Raw genomic sequence first — 14,981 nt, 5'->3', positions numbered from 1 at the left:
CGCTCTGGAGGCATCGTCGGTGGTGGCCAACAACGCGATGAACCGCGACCGCCGGCTGGCCGGCCGTGACGGTTACTCGCGCCTGTTCGACGTTCTCGCCCTGCGGCCGGGCGCCCGCTGGCTCGACCTCTGCTGCGGCAGTGGGCGCGCCCTGCTGGACGCCGCGGTGATCCGGCCGGACCTGGACATCACCGGCGTCGACCTGGTCGGCTACTTCGCGGCGGCCGGTCCCGTGCGGTTCGTGACGGCGTCGGTCACGGCGTGGCGGCCGGCGAACCGGTTCGACCTCGTCACCTGCGTGCACGGGCTGCACTACGTCGGCGACAAGCTGGGCGCCCTGCTGCGGGCGGCGTCGTGGCTGAGCGACGGCGGGGTGTTCGTGGCCGACTTCGACGCCTCGGGCGTCCGCCTGCCGGGTGGCGCGCGGCGGCTTCTCCCCGCGTTGCGCGCGGCGGGGTTCAGCTACGACTCGCGGGCTCGCCGCATCCGCCGTGAGGGTCGCTTCACCGGCACGCTGCCGTTCCGCTACCTCGGCGCGGACGACCGGGCCGGCCGGAACTACACGGGCCAGCCGGCGGTCCGCTCGTACTACGAGTCAGCCCTGTAGGTGGTGCTGGGCGGCGTCGCGGATCTGCAGGCGGACGTTCTCCAGCGCGGCGGCGACCTCGTCGATCTGCTGCGACGCCAGCTGGATCGAGCCCTGGATCGCGGTCGCGCTCGAGGTCTCCCCGAGCAGGCCCAGCACCTGCGCCTGCAGGTCTTCGAGGTCGCTCTTGGTGGCGAGCGCGATGCCGGTGGGCACCTGGTCGGCGAGCAGCTCCAGCTGCTGCGCCTGCTCCTGGATCGTCATGGGCTTCCTTCCGCGGCGGGGACGCACCTTCCGTGTTAGCAGAACCCGAACTGTCGGTGGTGACGTTTACGCTGGCATTCGTGAGCGTGACCTGGGCCGTCCGGCAGCCGCACCCCGTGGTGCGGCCGCTGGTCACGCGCTATGTCGGGTACGCGCAGGACGAGGTGACGCTGCCGGTCCACCGCGGGCTGCCGTCCCGGTATGTGACGCTGGTCATCAGCCTGGCCGAGCCGGTCCGCATGGCCGGGCACAGCCTGCAGGCGCTCGTCGGCGGGCTGCACACCCGTGCGGTGCTGATCCGGCAGGACCGCGTGCAGGAGGGGCTGCAGCTGGAGCTCGACCCGCTGGGCGTGCGGACGCTCTTCGGCGTCACGGCGGCGGAGCTGAGCGGCGAGGTCGTGGACCTCGCCGAGTTCGGTCTGGGATCGCTGCCGGAGCGGCTGCGTGCGCTCGCCTGGGAGGAGCGGTTCGCGCTGCTCGACGAGGTGCTGGCCGCCCGCGCCGTCTCGCCGGTGGCGCCGCCGCCGGAGCTGGGGGAGGCGTGGCGGCGGATGCGGGGCGCGGACGGCCGGGTCCGCGTCACGGAGCTGGCCGGCGAAGTCGGCTGGAGCCGTCGTCACCTGGGGGAGCGGTTCCGCGCGGAGCTGGGCCTGGCACCCAAGCAGGCGGCACGGGTCCTGCGGTTCGAGCGCGCCGGCCGGCTGCTGCGGCAGGGGCGTTCGGACCTGGCGGCGGTGGCCGTCGAATGCGGTTACTACGACCAGGCGCACCTGACCAACGAGTGGCGGGCGCTGGCGGGCTGCACGCCGGGCACGTGGATCGCCGAGGAGCTCCCGTTCCTCCAAGACGAGGAGGTGGCGGCGGGCGAGACTCGCGGGCATGACTCCTGAACCGAACGTCTGGCCCGCCCTCCGCTACGACGACGCCCCGGCGGCGGTCCGCTTCCTGGTCGACGTCCTGGGCTTCACCGAGGCACTGGTGGTGCCGGAGGGTGCGTCGATCGCCCACGCGGAGCTGCGCTGGCCCGAGGGCGGCGCGGTGATGCTGGGCAGCGTCCGCCCACCGGACGGAATCCACGACGCGATGAAGCCCGGCACGGCAGCGGTGTACGTGGTGTCGGACAAGGTGGACGAGGTGTACGGGCGCGTGAAGGAGGCGGGAGCGGAGATCACGGCGGAGCTGACGGACACCGAGTACGGCTCCCACACCTTCAGCCTCCGCGACCCGGAGGGAAATGCCTGGACGATCGGCACTTACCGCGGCGCCTGACCGGGCAGCCTGGCCGGCCGCGCCGATCCGCCGCGGCGGACCGGGCTGTTCATCTCACCGTGTCCAGGGCCTCGCGTTCCGTTCAGGCGCCGAATCTGGCACCCTGGACCCCGTGTTGCGGCTTGCAGGTGCACGGCTGCTCGATGATCGGGACTATCCGGCGGTCCGTGCCGCGCTCGCCGCCGACCCGGTGGGCAGCTGCATGGTCAGCGCCCGGGTCGAGGCTGCCGGTCTCGACCCGTGGCGGCTCGGTGGTGAGCTCTGGGCCGCCGACAACCGTCCGGTCCGGGCCGGACGGCTCCAAGGCCTGTGCTTTTCCGGGCCCAACCTCATCCCGCTGCGCGGCAACGCCCCCGCACTTCGCTCCTTCGCCGACCGCGCGCTGCGGCGGCAACGCACCTGCTCGTCGCTCGTCGGCCCGGCCGAGCAGGTCCTCGGCCTGTGGGACGAGCTCGAGGACGAGTGGGGCCCGGCCCGGGAAGTCCGCGACGACCAGCCGCTGATGGCCCTCGACACGACGCCGCTCGTCAAGGCCGATCCGCTGGTGCGGCCCGTCCGGCCGGACGAGCTCGAGCGGTACCTGCCCGCGGCCGTCGCGATGTTCATCGAAGAAGTCGGCGTCGACCCGCGCAGCGGTGACGGCGGCGCCAGCTACCGCGCCCGCGTCACCGAGCTGATCGGCGCCGGGCGGGCCTTCGCGCGGTTCGAGAACGGCGAGGTCGTCTTCAAGGCCGAGATCGGCGCGATGTCGGCGACCGTCGGGCAGATCCAGGGCGTCTGGGTGCACCCCGACCGCCGCGGCGACGGACTCGGCACCGCCGGCACCGCCGCCGTGGTCAACCGGCTCGTCAAAGGACTGGGCCGCACCGCCAGCCTCTACGTCAACGCCTTCAACACCCCGGCCCTCGCGGCCTACCGCAAGATCGGCTTCCAGCAGGTCGGCCAGTACGCGACGGTGCTCTTCTAGCCACTCTTCCGTGGCGGCGTTTCGAGCCGGGGACACCCCCGCTGACCAGGCATCATCCCGCCATGAGTGCACGTCGACACCGTGCCCTCGCGGTGCTGCTGCTGCTGCTCGTCGCCGCGACCACGGCCGGGTGCTCGGGCGACGGTCCCGAGGACGCCCTCTCCGCGTTCCTCGACGCCGTCGCGTCCGGGGACGTCGCCGCCGCGGCCGCGAAAACCGACTCCCCGGACGCCGCCAAGACCGTGCTGTCCCAGGTCCGCGGCGTGCTCGAGCCGGAGTCCCTCGACGTCGACGACGAAGAGGTCAAGGAGCCGGCGAGCGGTGACACCGTCACCGCCGGCTACCAGCTCACCTGGCACCTGCCGCACGGGCGCACCTGGACCTACCGCGCCGACGCCCAGCTGCGCGCGGCCGAGAACGGCTGGCAGGTGCACTGGCAGCCGACCGTCGTGCACCCGCAGCTGGCCGTCGGCCAGACCCTCGGCGTGCTGCCGCAGCTGCCGGAGACCGCGCCGGTCCTCGACCGCGACGGTGTGCCGCTGATGCGCCCGCAGACCGTGATCGGGGTGGTCGTCGACCCGCAGAAGACCGGCAACGCGAGTGCGGTCGCCGGGTCGCTCGCCAAGGCGCTGCACCGGTACGAGCCGTCGGTCACCGGCCGCTCGGTGCTGGACGGGATGAGCAAGACCAAGCCCGGCGACGCCTACTCGGTGATCAGCCTGCGGGCCGGGGACTACCAGCGGGTCAAGCCGGTGATCTACGACCTGCCCGGTGTCCGGTTCGCCAGCCAGGAGCGGCTGCTGCCGGTCACCCGCGGTTCCGGGCAGCAGGTGTTACCCGGCATCCGCGCCCTGGTCGAGCAGCAGCTGGCCGGGGCGGCCGGCTGGCGGATCGTCACCCGGGGCGTCACCGGCGCCGAGGTCTCCGAGCTGAAGGCCGAGCCGCCGCGTCCGTCGCCCGCGGTCACCAGCACGCTCAGCGCGCGGATCCAGGCCGCCGCCGAGAAGGCCCTCGAAACCGAGCCCTACCCGGCCGCGCTGGTGGCGATCCAGCCGTCGAGCGGGGACATCCTCGCCGTGGCGCAGAACCAGGTCGCCGACGACGAAGGCTCGCTGGCGCTGGCCGGCCGCTTCCCGCCGGGGTCGACGTTCAAGATCGTCACGGCGGCGGCCGCGCTGTCGGCGGGCGACGTCGAAGCCGACAGCCCGGTCGACTGCCCCGGCACGACGACGATCGAGAACCGCGTCATCCCGAACGAAGGCCGGTTCGACCTCGGGCGCGTCCCGTTGAAGACGGCGTTCGCGCGCTCGTGCAACACGACCTTCGCGCGGCTCGCCGCGGGGCTGCCGTCGTCGGCGCTCACCGACGCCGCCCGCTCGTTCGGGATCGGCGCGGACTTCGTCGTCCCCGGCCTGACCACGGTGACCGGCGCCGTCCCGGCCAGCGACTCGGCCGTCCAGCGGGCCGAAAACGGCTTCGGCCAGGGCACGGTGGTGACCAGCCCGTTCGGCATGGCGCTGGCCGCGGCCACCGTGCAGGCGGGGAAGGTGCCGACGCCGTCGATCGTCAAGGGCCTGCCGGCGGCGACGCAGAACGTCGGCGACCCGCCGTCGGACGACGTCCTGGGCGCGCTGCGCGCGATGATGCGCGAGGTCGTCACCGCGGGCACCGCGACCGGGCTGCGGGACATCCCCGACGTCGCGGGCAAGACCGGCACCGCCCAGTTCGGCGACGGCTCGCAGTCGCACGGCTGGTTCGTCGGCTACCGCGGCGACCTGGCGTTCGCCGTGCTGCTGACCGAGGCCGGGTCGTCGAAACCGGCGGTGCAGGCCGCCCACCGGTTCCTGACGGGGCTCGGCTGAGCGGACCGTCGTAAACTGGGGGCATGTCCGTTCGTGCCCCGCTGGTTCCCGGCGTCCAGACGCCGCGCCGTGACGTCCCCAGTTCCATTTCCCGTCCCGAGTACGTGGACAAGCCGGCGCCGAAGCGGGACACCGGCAGCGGCGTGCGCACGCCCGAGGTGATCGAGGCGATGCGCGTGGCGAGCCGGATCGCGGCGCAGGCCCTGGAGGAGGGCGGCAAGGCGGTCAAGCCGGGCGCCACCACGGACGACATCGACCAGGTGGTGCACGAGTTCCTGCTCGACCACCACGCCTACCCCTCGACGCTGGGCTACCGCCGGTTCCCGAAGTCGTGCTGCACCTCGCTCAACGAGGTCATCTGCCACGGCATCCCGGACTCGACGCTGATCGAGGACGGCGACATCTGCAACATCGACGTGACGGCCTACATCGGCGGCGTCCACGGCGACACGAACGCGACGTTCCTGGCCGGCGACGTCTCCGAGGAGGCGCGCCTGCTGGTGGAGCGCACCCGCGAGGCGACGCTGCGGGCGATCAAGGCGGTCCGGCCGGGCCGGCAGCTCAACGTCATCGGCCGGGTCATCGAGGCCTACGCCAAGCGCTTCGGCTACGGCGTGGTCCGCGACTTCACCGGCCACGGCGTCGGCCCGGCATTCCACACGCCGCCGACGGTCCTGCACTACGAAGAGCCCTCCGTCGACACGATCATCGAGGAGGGCATGACCTTCACGATCGAGCCGATGATCACCCTGGGCACCATCGACTACGACATCTGGCCCGACGACTGGACCGTCACCACGAAGGACAAGAAGTGGACGGCCCAGTTCGAGCACACCCTCGTGGTGACGGCCGACGGCAGCGAGATCCTCACGCTGCCGTAGTCAGTGGCTGGTCGCCTTCTTGTAGCAGCGCACCGAAAGCGGCACGAATACCACCAGCAGCACTGCGATCCACAGCACCGACGCCAAGACCGCGTGCTGCATCGGCCAGACGTCGCGCGGCGGGAGCGCCGCGCTCGTGTTGCCGAACATCTCCCGGGCCGCCTGCGTGACCGCCGAGACCGGGTTCCAGTCCGCGATCGCCCGCAGCGGGCCGGGCAGCCGGCCGCTGTCGACGAACGTGTTGGCCAGGAACGTGAGCGGGAAGACGACCACCATCGAGACGTTGTTGAACACCTCGGGCTTGCGCACAGCCAGGCCGAGCGCGCCCATGACCCACGACAGCGCGTAGGAGAAGGCGAGCAGCAGCACCACCCCGCCGAGCGCTTCGAGGACGCCGGTGTGGATGCGCCAGCCGACCAGCAGGCCGACCAGGCCCATGATCAGCAGGCTCGCCGTGCTGAGGATGAGATCCGCGGTGGTCCGCCCGATCAGCACGGCCGCGGGTGACATCGGCAGCGAGCGGAACCGGTCGATGATGCCCTTCTGCAGGTCGTCGGTCAGCCCGTAGCCGGTGACGATGCCGCCCATGGCCACCGCGAGGGTGAAGATCCCCGGGAGCATGAACTCCCGGTACGACAGGCCGGGGATGTCGATCACGCTGCCGAACACGTAGCCGAAGAGCAGCACGAACATCACCGGCGTGAACACGAGGGACCCGAGCAGGTCCAGCGACCGGAAGATCTTGATCGAGTTGCGCTTGGCGATGGTCACGCCGTCGGTCACGGCCAGCTGTACCGCGTTCATCACACGGCCTCCTTCGCGGTCTCGGCCACGTCATGGCCGGTGAGAGTGAGGAAAACGTCGTCGAGGGTGGGGCGGCGGAGGCCGACGTCGCGGACTTCGACGCCTTCGGAGGCGAGCAGCGCCAGCGTTTCGGTAAGCGCTTTCGCGCCGTGGGTCACGGGCACGGTGAGCCGGAAGCCCTCGGCCTGCGGTTCGCCGCTGGCCAGCCGGGCCAGCGTCCGCCGCGCGACCAGGACGTCGTCGTGCGTGCCGACGACCAGTTCGATCCGCTCGCCGCCGACGAGGTCCTTGAGCTCGTCGGCGGTGCCGCGGGCGATCACGCGCCCGTGGTCGACGACGGCGATGCTGTCGGCCAGCCGGTCGGCTTCTTCGAGGTACTGGGTGGTCAGCAGCAGCGTGGTGCCGCCGGCGACCAGCTCGGTGATGACGTCCCACAGCTCGGTGCGCGCCCGCGGGTCGAGCCCGGTCGTGGGCTCGTCGAGGAACAGCACCGGCGGGTTCGCGACGAGCGCGCCGGCCAGGTCGAGCCGGCGCCGCATGCCGCCGGAGTAGCCCTTGACCGGGCGGTCCGCGGCGTCGGCCAGGCTGAACCGGGCCAGCAGCTCCCGGCCGCGCGCCTTGGCCCGCTTGGTGCCCAGGTGGTACAGCCTGCCGACCATCTCGAGGTTTTCGGCCCCGGTCAGCTCCGGGTCGACGGCGGCGTACTGCCCCGACGCACCGATGTGCGAACGCAGCTCGTGCGCGTCCTTCACGACGTCGAACCCGGCGACCGTCGCGTGGCCGGCGTCCGGCTTCTGCAGGGTCGTGAGGATCTGCACGGTGGTGGTCTTCCCGGCGCCGTTCGGCCCGAGCACGCCGAGCACCGTGCCTTCGGGCACCCGCAGCGACATCTCGTCGAGCGCGGTGACCTTCCCGTACTTCTTGACCAGTCCCTCGGCCACGATGGCGTCTGCCATGGATCTTCCCCTTCGGTGTGTGGAGTCTTCAGGCGCGGCGGATGACGATGTCGCCGGTGTAGGTGTGGGCCTTGACCTCGACGGTCTCGGTGCTGCCGCCGGGCCCGTCGGTGGCGGTGAGCGTGTTGCGCACGGTGCCGGTCAGGGAGTTCAGCTCGAGCCACGCGGCGCTGCCCTCGCGGATGCCGACCTCGATCTCGCCGACGGCGGTTTCGAGGACGACCCGGTCGCGCACGACCGCGCCGACCCGGATGTCGCCGGACGCGGTCTTGGCGTGCACGCCCGCGTGCGCCAGGTCGACGAGGATGTCGCCGTTGGCGGTGCTGACGCGCAGGTCGCCGGTCACCTCGCCGACGCGGGTCTCGCCGTTGGAGTTCTTCAGCACGGCCGTGCCGTCGATTTCGCGGATCCGCAGCTCGCCCGAGCCGGTGCCGATCTCGGCGTGCCCGGTGGCGCGGTCGACGCGGACGTCGCCGGTCGCAGTGCTCGCCTCGAGCCGCGCGGCCTCGTCGAGGTCGATGTCGCCGACGGACGTCTTGAACCGGCTGTCGCCGAGGCGGCCGCCGACGTGGAAGTCGCCCATCGCGGCGGTGGCCCGGATCCGCGAGCCGGCGGGCAGTTCGACGGTGACGTGCAGGGCACCGGCCTTGCCCCAGAGCTTCGTGACGTACTTCGGGCCCTTGACCAGCAGCTCGCCGTCGGCGAACTCGACGCGGGTCCGGGCGACGGCCTTGACGTCCTCGGAGTCAGCCGGGTCGGCCGGGGTGACCTCGACGGTGGTCTCCGCGCGCTCGCCGGCGACGATCCGGACGTCGGCGACGCTGACGTCGATCGTGGCCGTGATCGGCTCGGGCGTGGGGAAAACGGGCATGGCTGCGCCCTCCTGGGGTGCTCGGGTGGCGTCTCCGCAGGTCGGAGACGTGCAGGAAGAAGAAGAAAGAGTTACTGGACCCAGCCGGTGTACTTCTCGCCGAAGACCGACCGGCGCTGGGTGGGGTGCGTGCGATCGGGCCCGAGCGCGCTGCTCGCGGCCCGGACGAGCCAGGCGTTGATGGAGATCCGGTCCCGGCCGGCGGCTTCTTCGACGCGCTGCTTGAGCTGCTCGGGCAGCCGGAGGTTGATCCGGGAGACGGCGCCGTCGTCGGCCTCGGGCGGGGGCGGCGGCGGTTCCGCGGGCGCCGGTTCGGGTGTCGTGGGCAGGGAAACGGCGAACTCGGCGTCGCGGCGGCGGAGGCGCACTTCGACGGAACCGGGGGCGAGGTCGCGGGTGATCTCGTCGGTCGCGGCCGAGAGCGCGTCGAGCAGGGTGAGCCGGATCGCCGATTCGAGCGGCGCGGTGAGCCGCTCGGCGAGGGCGACGGCTTCCTCGCCCGCCGCTTCGGCGGCGACCGCGAGCTCCCGGCGGAGTTCGTCCACGAAGGGCGTCAGGTCCATGGCACTACTGTGGCACCGCCGTGGCACCACGACAACCCTGAAATGGCACCCTTAAGGGTCGAAAGTGGTGCCATGCGGGATGAATACGCAGGTCAGGCGTGCCTGAGGCGCTCCAGGAGCTCGTCCAGGAAGCCGCAGGCCTCGGCGGCGGCCCGGTCCGGATCGCGCTCGGCGATGGCGTCGGCGAGGCCTTCGTGGCCGATCTCGGGCACGTAGTCGACGCCCGGGGTGATGCTCGACGTCGCGGCGACGCTGGCCGTGATGACCTCGGTCAGCCCGCGGTAGAGCTCGGTGAGCAGGCCGTTGTGCCCGGCGCGGACGACGGCCGTGTGGAATTCGGCGTCGGTGTGGGCGAAGTCCTCCCAGCGTCGTTCCCGCAGGGCGGCCTCGCGGCGGGCCAGCAGCGAGCGCAGCTCCGTGACTTCTTCGTCGGTGCGTGACATCGCCGCGAGCCGGGCGCCTTCGGCTTCGAGGGTGCGCCGGACCTGCAGGACCTCCCGCAGCTCGTCGCCGCAGAGGCGGCGGATCGCGCCGGAGACCTCGCTGGTCGCGCGCACGTAGGTGCCGTCGCCCTGGCGGACTTCGAGCAGGCCCGTGTGCGCGAGCGCGCGCACGGCTTCGCGGACGGTGTTGCGCCCGACGCCGAGCTGTTCGCCCAGCTCGACTTCGGTGGGGATGCGCTCGCCGAGGGGCCATTCGCCCTGCGCGACCGCGGTCCGCAGCTGCTCGATGACCTGGTCGACCAGGCCGGCCCGGCGGGTGGTGGCCAGAGGCACAGGAATTATCCCTTCATCCAATCATCCTACGTATGCGATAGTAGCGGTCATGCGCGTCGAACACCGTGAATCCGCCCTCGAGCCCGAGCCGGCCGCCGCCGTGGAGGTCCGGACGCCGGGCGTGGTCGCCGCCGGCGCGCTGCTCGCGGTCGCGGTGGTGCTCACCGCCCTCAACCTGCGCCCGGCCATCACCGGGGTCGGGCCGATGCTCGCCGAAATGCGCGGCGACCTGGGCACTTCCGTCGTCTGGGCGGGCGTGCTCACGACGTTGCCGACGCTCTGCTTCGCCGGCGCCGGGCTGGCCGCGCCGCTGCTGGCCCGCCGGGCCGGGATCGGCACCGCCATCGCGATCGCCCTGGCCGCGCTGGCGGCCGGGCTCGTGCTGCGGGTGCTCGACGGCCCGGTCGTGGTGCTCGGCGGGACGCTCGTCGCCACGGCCGGGATCGCCTTGGTCAACGTGCTGATCCCGGTGGTCATCAAGGACTCCTTCCCGGCCCGCATCGGCGTCATGACCGGTGTCTACACCGCGGCCCTGCAGGGCGGCGGCGCCCTCGGCTCGGCGGTGACCCCCCAGCTCGGCGACGCGTTCGGCGGCTGGCGCCCGGCTCTGGGCGCGTGGGCGGTGGTGGCCGTCGTCGCGCTGGTCGCGTGGATTCTCGCAGCCCGCGGCACCGGCCGGGCACCGCGTCACGCCGACGCCGCCGACGCCGGCCGGTCGCTGCTGCGCAACCGCCTCGCCTGGATCGTCACGATCTTCTTCGGCCTGCAGGCGTTCTACGCCTACGCGGCGATGGGCTGGTTCCCGCAGGTCCTGATGGACGCCGGCGTGCCGCGCGACGAGGCCGGCCTGTTGTTCGGCCTGGTGTCGCTGATCGCCGTGCCGATCAGCCTCTTCATCGCGCCGATGGCGGCTCGTGCCCGCGGTGGCCAGGGCGCGTGGATCGTCACCCTCGGCGTGTTCGGTTTCGCCGGGACGACCGGGCTGATGCTCGCGCCGTCGTGGTCGCCGCTGCTGTGGAGCCTGCTGGTCGGGCTCGGGATGAGCGTGTTCTCCCTCGCGCTGACGGTGATCGCGCTGCGTGCCAGGACCGGCGCCGACACCGCCCGGCTGTCCGGCATGGCCCAGGGCTTCGGCTACCTCTTCGCCGCGCTGGGGCCGTTCCTGTTCGGCCTGCTGCACGACGTCGCGGGCGGCTGGCCCGTGCCGCTGGCCATGCTGCTGGGCCTGCTGCTCGTCCAGCTGGTGTTCGGAGCGCTCGCCGGCCGCCGCCGGTTCGTCTGATTCCTCTGAAAGACTCAGTCCAGGGGCAGGTTGAGCAGGGCGTTCTCGACCAGCTCCGGCATCGCCGGGTGGATCCAGTACTGTCCGCGCGCCATCGCGTGCGCGTCCAGGCCGAAGCTCATCGCCTGGATCAGCGGCTGGATCACCGACGACGCCTGCGGCCCGATGATGTGCGCGCCGAGCAGCTTGCCGGTCGCCGGGTCGGCGAGGAGCTTCGCGAAGCCCGTCGTGTCCTCCATCGCCCAGCCGTACGCGATCCCGGCGTAGTCCTGCTTCGAGACCACATAGGACACTCCCGTTTCGCGGGCCTTCTGCTCGGTGAGCCCGACCGAGGCGACCTGCGGGTGGGTGAACACCGCGTGCGGCACGAACCGGTGGTCGGCGGTGATCCGCTCGTCCGGGTGCAGCAGGTTGTGCTGCACCACGCGGGCTTCGTGGTTCGCGACGTGCTTCAGCTCGTGTGGCGAGGAGAGGTCGCCGAGCGCGTAGATGCCCTCGACGGCGGTCTCCTGGTAGTCGTCGACCACGACGTGCCCACTGTCCATTGTGGTCACTCCGGTGGCGGCGACGTCGAGCAGGTCGGAGTTCGGCTTCCGGCCGGTGGCGATCAGCAGCAGGTCGGCCTCGACGGTCTCGGCGCCCTGCGGCCCTTCGAGGTCCAGCGCGACGCCGGTGCCGGTCTTGCGCGCCCGCACGGTCTTCCGGTCCAGGCGGACGTCGAAGCGGTCCGAAGCCAGCTCGGTGAAGCGTTCGCTGACGTCCTCGTCCTCGGAGCGCAGCAGCCGTCCCGAGCGGTTCACCAGCGTGACCCGCACGCCGAAGGACGCGAAGACGTGCGCGAATTCGGCCGCGATGTACCCGCCGCCGAGGATCACGATGCGCTCGGGCAGCTCGTCGAGCCGCATCACGGTGTCGGACGTGTAGTACTCGACGTCGCTCAGGCCGGGGACGTCCGGGATGACCGGGCGGCCGCCCGCAGCGAGCACGAAGTTGTCCGCCGTCAGCACCTCGTCGGCACGGCCGTCGGCGAAGCTGACGCGCAGCTCCTTGTGCCCGGTGAAGCGGCCGGTGCCCTCGTAGACGTCGACGTTCGCGTTGTCCTCGTGGCTGCGGCGGTACTCCGCGCCACCCGCGGCGATCGGGTCGATCCGGCCGAAGATGCGGTCGCGGATGTCGCGCCAGCGGACGCCCTTCAGTTCTTCGTCGACGCCGTACTTCGCGCTGCGCGAAGGCGTGTACGCGACATCGGCGGCGTACACGAACATCTTCGTCGGGATGCAGCCGACGTTCAGGCAGGTGCCGCCGAAGGTGCCCTTCTCCACGATCGCCGTCTTCTTGCCGGCGAAACCGGGGCCGGGGATGGAGTTTCCCGATCCCGTCCCGACGATCACCAGGTCGTAGTGGGGCACTGCATCCTCCGCGGGGTCCGGTCCGGTCGATTCACCCTAGCCAACCGGCTCCGGAGAGCGGGTGTTCCCCGTTGTGCTCAACGTCGTATTACATGGTCAGTGGCCGGTCGCGGTGAAGTGCATCCGGTCCGTCGGGCTGGTCCAGGCGCCGCCCCAGCTCCACCCGATCGCGGCGAACGCGCGCACGGTCGCGTCGCCGGCCAGGACCATGCCCGGCCGCCGGTTCGCGCGGTCGAGGTAGGCCGAGGCCAGCTCGGGGAGCACCAGGGCGCCCTGGGTGTAGGGGTTGCAGAACGGGTTGACGTCCACCGCGAGCCCGTAGGCGTGTGCCGACCAGCTCGTCTGCCCGCGCGCCGGGCGGCAGACGAACGCGCTGGTGCTGTTGCCGTCGCCGGTCGGCGGCGCGGTCAGCTCGGCGGGGCTGGTCACCCGCATCTCCTCGAGCGGGAAGTGCGCGGCGAAGAGCTGTCCGAACACCTTGGTGATCCCGGCGGCGCCCTTCGCGTTGACCAGCATCTCGCCGGTGTGCGCGCGGCCGTCGAATCCCCAGAAGGACATCGTCAGGTACCGCAGGTCGCCGGCCGCGACCGGGCAGGCGGGCTGCCAGGTGCTGCGCGCGAGGACGTCGGCGGGCACGGCGGTGGCGGTCGCGTGGTACCGGCCGTCGACCGGCGGCGGGAAGAGGTCTTTTGTCGGAAGTGCCCGGTTCACCAGTTCGGGTGGCGTCGGCTCGATCTCGCCGAAGCCGCCGGGGCCGAGGGGGAGCGGGTGGGCACCCACCTGCCAGGTGACGGCGGGCGCGCTCGACGTCGCCGGGGGCGCCGAGGTCACCGAGGGCGGGCGTTTGGCCACGGCCGTCGAGGACGGCGTCGTGACGGCCGGCTGAGCGGTCGAGGGCACCTCGGACGAGCATGCGGCCAGCGTGAGGGCCATGGCCGCCCCGCACGCCGCCGTCGCTGTCCGTCGCATCGGATCAGCTTGACAGAAGCGTTCGGTGAGCGCGGAGTCCACCCGTTTCAGTGACACCGTTTCGGGCCCACTCCGATTAGGGTATTCAGCGCCGCTCGTTCACGCACCGGAGTCATCCGGGTGCTGAGCGCTTCGTCGTGTGCTGGTCTTGCTCGTGTTGATGTGACTCGTGTTGATGTGAAAGAGGGGGAACGTCCCATGTCCGTGAAGTCCCGCCGATCCCTGCTGCTCGCGAGCGGCGCGCTCCTCGCGGTCGCCGCGGTGGCCGTCCCGGTGGTCGTCGGCACGGCGTCGGCGGACCCGGCGTCGGCCAACCAGCCGCGGATCGTGGGCGGCGACAAGGCTTCGCTCGCCGACCACCCGTACGCGGTGTACCTGACCGACGCGGGCGGCAACCAGTTCTGCGGCGCGGTGATCGTCAGCTCGACCGCGGTCGTGACGGCGGCGCACTGCGCGAAAGCGGTCGCGAAGCAGGACGTCCGCGTGGTGGCCGGCCGGGAGGACAAGCGCACCGACGAGGGTGACGTCCTGACCGTGTCGAAGGTCTGGATCAGCAAGGGCTACAACGATCCGACGCAGGGCGACGACGTCGCGGTCATGACCGTCCGCGGCCAGTTCGGCTACCGGCCCGCGAAGCTGCCGGACAGCAGTGACGCCGCTTCGTACCGCGAAGGCACCCAAGCGACGGTGCTCGGCTGGGGCCGTGTCGCCGACGGCGGCGACCGGTCCGACTACCTGCGCAGCGCCCGGGTCCCGGTGGTGTCGGACAGTGCCTGCCGCGCCGACTATTCCGTGTACGACCAGAAGACGATGGTCTGCGCGGGGTACGCCGAGGGCGGTGTCGACGCGTGCCAGGGCGACTCCGGCGGCCCGCTCGTCGTGGGCGACACGCTGATCGGCATCGTGTCCTTCGGCGACGGCTGCGGCAAGGCGGGCAAACCGGGCGTCTACACGCGCGTGTCGACGTACACGGCCGACATCGAGGCCCAGGCCAACCCGCGCCTCTTCGGCTGAGCGTGATAGGCAGGGGGCATGCCGACCCTGCACGACGCGACCGGGCCCGAGCTGACGGCCGCCCAGCTGCACGACATCCTCCGCCTGCGCGTGGACGTGTTCGTGGTGGAGCAGAAAGCGGCCTACCCCGAACTCGACGGCCGTGACCTGCTTCCGGGCACGCGTCACCTGTGGTTCTCGGACGCCGACGGGGTCACGTCCTACCTGCGGGTGCTGGCCGACCCGGGTGGCGTCCGCCGCATCGGCCGCGTGGTGACCGCGGCGTCGGCTCGCGGCCAGGGCCTGGCGGCCCGCTTGATGGACGCGGCCCTCGCCATCCCCGGCGAGTACGTCCTGGACGCCCAGACGTACGTCCAAGGCTTCTACGCGCGCTACGGCTTCGTCGCGGAAGGCGCGGAGTACACGGACGAAGACGGAATCCCGCACATCCGCATGCGCCGCCTCCCCCGCTGACGCTTCCTCGACAAGATCCGGCGTCGGGTCTACTCTCGATACGAGACGGTACCGT

Annotated in this window: 17 protein-coding genes; 9 read left to right on the top strand and 8 right to left on the bottom strand. The window is 72.0% G+C overall.

Going from position 1 to position 14,981, the window contains the following annotated elements; all coding sequences use genetic code 11:
* The first annotated feature begins 19 nt into the window (after positions 1-19).
* Positions 20-607: a class I SAM-dependent methyltransferase gene (locus OG738_RS00440; RefSeq protein ID WP_329050261.1), complete on the top strand. Its 588-nt coding sequence runs from the start codon at positions 20-22 to the stop codon at positions 605-607.
* Here OG738_RS00440 and OG738_RS00435 read toward each other — a convergent pair.
* Complete coding sequence (locus OG738_RS00435; protein WP_329050259.1) at positions 596-850, bottom strand: hypothetical protein; 255 nt, start codon at positions 848-850, stop codon at positions 596-598. The genes OG738_RS00440 and OG738_RS00435 overlap by 12 nt on opposite strands.
* An 80-nt stretch (positions 851-930) precedes the next feature.
* On the opposite strand from OG738_RS00435, the gene OG738_RS00430 reads away from it, so the two are divergent.
* The 5 genes from OG738_RS00430 to map all read left to right on the top strand — a co-directional run bounded on the left by OG738_RS00430 (position 931) and on the right by map (position 5,829).
* On the top strand, positions 931-1,740 hold the full coding sequence (locus OG738_RS00430; RefSeq protein WP_329050258.1) for a helix-turn-helix domain-containing protein: 810 nt from the start codon (positions 931-933) through the stop codon (positions 1,738-1,740).
* Complete coding sequence (locus tag OG738_RS00425; RefSeq protein WP_329050255.1) at positions 1,730-2,119, top strand: VOC family protein; 390 nt, start codon at positions 1,730-1,732, stop codon at positions 2,117-2,119. The genes OG738_RS00430 and OG738_RS00425 overlap by 11 nt, the downstream gene beginning before the upstream one ends.
* Before the next feature lie 112 nt (positions 2,120-2,231).
* A complete protein-coding gene (locus tag OG738_RS00420) occupies positions 2,232-3,086 on the top strand; it encodes a GNAT family N-acetyltransferase (RefSeq protein WP_329050254.1) in 855 nt (284 codons plus the stop codon).
* Positions 3,087-3,148: 62 nt separating this feature from the next.
* A complete protein-coding gene (locus OG738_RS00415; protein WP_329050253.1) occupies positions 3,149-4,948 on the top strand; it encodes a penicillin-binding transpeptidase domain-containing protein in 1,800 nt (599 codons plus the stop codon).
* Between the two features lie 23 nt (positions 4,949-4,971).
* Positions 4,972-5,829 (top strand): type I methionyl aminopeptidase, encoded by an 858-nt coding sequence (gene map / locus OG738_RS00410; protein ID WP_329050251.1) that lies wholly within the window; start codon positions 4,972-4,974, stop codon positions 5,827-5,829.
* Here the strand turns inward: map and OG738_RS00405 are convergent, their stop codons facing one another.
* The 5 genes from OG738_RS00405 to OG738_RS00385 all read right to left on the bottom strand — a co-directional run bounded on the left by OG738_RS00405 (position 5,830) and on the right by OG738_RS00385 (position 9,799).
* Positions 5,830-6,633 carry an ABC transporter permease gene (locus OG738_RS00405; RefSeq protein WP_329050250.1) on the bottom strand — a complete coding sequence of 268 codons (804 nt, stop codon included), beginning with the start codon at positions 6,631-6,633 and terminating at the stop codon, positions 5,830-5,832.
* The gene (locus OG738_RS00400; RefSeq protein WP_329050248.1) at positions 6,633-7,589 is read right to left on the bottom strand and encodes an ATP-binding cassette domain-containing protein; all 957 of its coding nucleotides are present in this window, start codon (positions 7,587-7,589) and stop codon (positions 6,633-6,635) included. Before OG738_RS00400 ends, OG738_RS00405 begins: the two co-directional genes overlap by 1 nt.
* A 28-nt stretch (positions 7,590-7,617) precedes the next feature.
* Positions 7,618-8,460: a DUF4097 family beta strand repeat-containing protein gene (locus OG738_RS00395; protein ID WP_329050246.1), complete on the bottom strand. Its 843-nt coding sequence runs from the start codon at positions 8,458-8,460 to the stop codon at positions 7,618-7,620.
* A gap of 71 nt (positions 8,461-8,531) precedes the next feature.
* Entirely contained in the window at positions 8,532-9,023 is a 492-nt protein-coding gene (locus OG738_RS00390) for a toxin-antitoxin system HicB family antitoxin (protein WP_329050245.1), read from the bottom strand.
* Positions 9,024-9,115: 92 nt separating this feature from the next.
* Positions 9,116-9,799: a FadR/GntR family transcriptional regulator gene (locus OG738_RS00385; RefSeq protein ID WP_329050244.1), complete on the bottom strand. Its 684-nt coding sequence runs from the start codon at positions 9,797-9,799 to the stop codon at positions 9,116-9,118.
* A gap of 49 nt (positions 9,800-9,848) precedes the next feature.
* Here OG738_RS00385 and OG738_RS00380 point away from each other — a divergent pair, with 49 nt between their 5' ends.
* Positions 9,849-11,081 carry an MFS transporter gene (locus tag OG738_RS00380; protein ID WP_329050242.1) on the top strand — a complete coding sequence of 411 codons (1,233 nt, stop codon included), beginning with the start codon at positions 9,849-9,851 and terminating at the stop codon, positions 11,079-11,081.
* Between the two features lie 14 nt (positions 11,082-11,095).
* On the opposite strand, the gene OG738_RS00375 is transcribed toward OG738_RS00380, so the two are convergent.
* Complete coding sequence (locus OG738_RS00375) at positions 11,096-12,490, bottom strand: mycothione reductase (RefSeq protein WP_329050240.1); 1,395 nt, start codon at positions 12,488-12,490, stop codon at positions 11,096-11,098.
* A gap of 96 nt (positions 12,491-12,586) precedes the next feature.
* The gene (locus tag OG738_RS00370) at positions 12,587-13,459 is read right to left on the bottom strand and encodes a M15 family metallopeptidase (RefSeq protein WP_329050239.1); all 873 of its coding nucleotides are present in this window, start codon (positions 13,457-13,459) and stop codon (positions 12,587-12,589) included.
* Positions 13,460-13,657: 198 nt separating this feature from the next.
* On the opposite strand from OG738_RS00370, the gene OG738_RS00365 reads away from it, so the two are divergent.
* Positions 13,658-14,473: a S1 family peptidase gene (locus tag OG738_RS00365; RefSeq protein WP_329050237.1), complete on the top strand. Its 816-nt coding sequence runs from the start codon at positions 13,658-13,660 to the stop codon at positions 14,471-14,473.
* Positions 14,474-14,491: 18 nt separating this feature from the next.
* Positions 14,492-14,926 (top strand): GNAT family N-acetyltransferase, encoded by a 435-nt coding sequence (locus OG738_RS00360; protein WP_329050235.1) that lies wholly within the window; start codon positions 14,492-14,494, stop codon positions 14,924-14,926.
* Positions 14,927-14,981: the final 55 nt, after the last annotated feature.

Origin of the sequence: Amycolatopsis sp. NBC_01488 (assembly GCF_036227105.1) — a bacterium.
Lineage (GTDB): Bacteria > Actinomycetota > Actinomycetes > Mycobacteriales > Pseudonocardiaceae > Amycolatopsis.
Note: the sequence above shows the minus strand (reverse complement) of the source record. Positions and strands in the feature narration are given on the sequence as shown.

What these genes read in the sequence shown, in the direction of transcription:
- OG738_RS00405 (WP_329050250.1), bottom strand. Translation starts at nt 6,633, where the DNA reads ATGAACGCGGTACAGCTGGCCGTGACCGACGGCGTGACCATCGCCAAG.
- OG738_RS00380 (WP_329050242.1), top strand. Translation starts at nt 9,849, where the DNA reads ATGCGCGTCGAACACCGTGAATCCGCCCTCGAGCCCGAGCCGGCCGCC.
- map (WP_329050251.1), top strand. Translation starts at nt 4,972, where the DNA reads ATGTCCGTTCGTGCCCCGCTGGTTCCCGGCGTCCAGACGCCGCGCCGT.
- OG738_RS00400 (WP_329050248.1), bottom strand. Translation starts at nt 7,589, where the DNA reads ATGGCAGACGCCATCGTGGCCGAGGGACTGGTCAAGAAGTACGGGAAG.
- OG738_RS00435 (WP_329050259.1), bottom strand. Translation starts at nt 850, where the DNA reads ATGACGATCCAGGAGCAGGCGCAGCAGCTGGAGCTGCTCGCCGACCAG.
- OG738_RS00425 (WP_329050255.1), top strand. Translation starts at nt 1,730, where the DNA reads ATGACTCCTGAACCGAACGTCTGGCCCGCCCTCCGCTACGACGACGCC.
- OG738_RS00415 (WP_329050253.1), top strand. Translation starts at nt 3,149, where the DNA reads ATGAGTGCACGTCGACACCGTGCCCTCGCGGTGCTGCTGCTGCTGCTC.
- OG738_RS00360 (WP_329050235.1), top strand. Translation starts at nt 14,492, where the DNA reads ATGCCGACCCTGCACGACGCGACCGGGCCCGAGCTGACGGCCGCCCAG.
- OG738_RS00370 (WP_329050239.1), bottom strand. Translation starts at nt 13,459, where the DNA reads ATGCGACGGACAGCGACGGCGGCGTGCGGGGCGGCCATGGCCCTCACG.
- OG738_RS00365 (WP_329050237.1), top strand. Translation starts at nt 13,658, where the DNA reads ATGTCCGTGAAGTCCCGCCGATCCCTGCTGCTCGCGAGCGGCGCGCTC.
- OG738_RS00390 (WP_329050245.1), bottom strand. Translation starts at nt 9,023, where the DNA reads ATGGACCTGACGCCCTTCGTGGACGAACTCCGCCGGGAGCTCGCGGTC.
- OG738_RS00395 (WP_329050246.1), bottom strand. Translation starts at nt 8,460, where the DNA reads ATGCCCGTTTTCCCCACGCCCGAGCCGATCACGGCCACGATCGACGTC.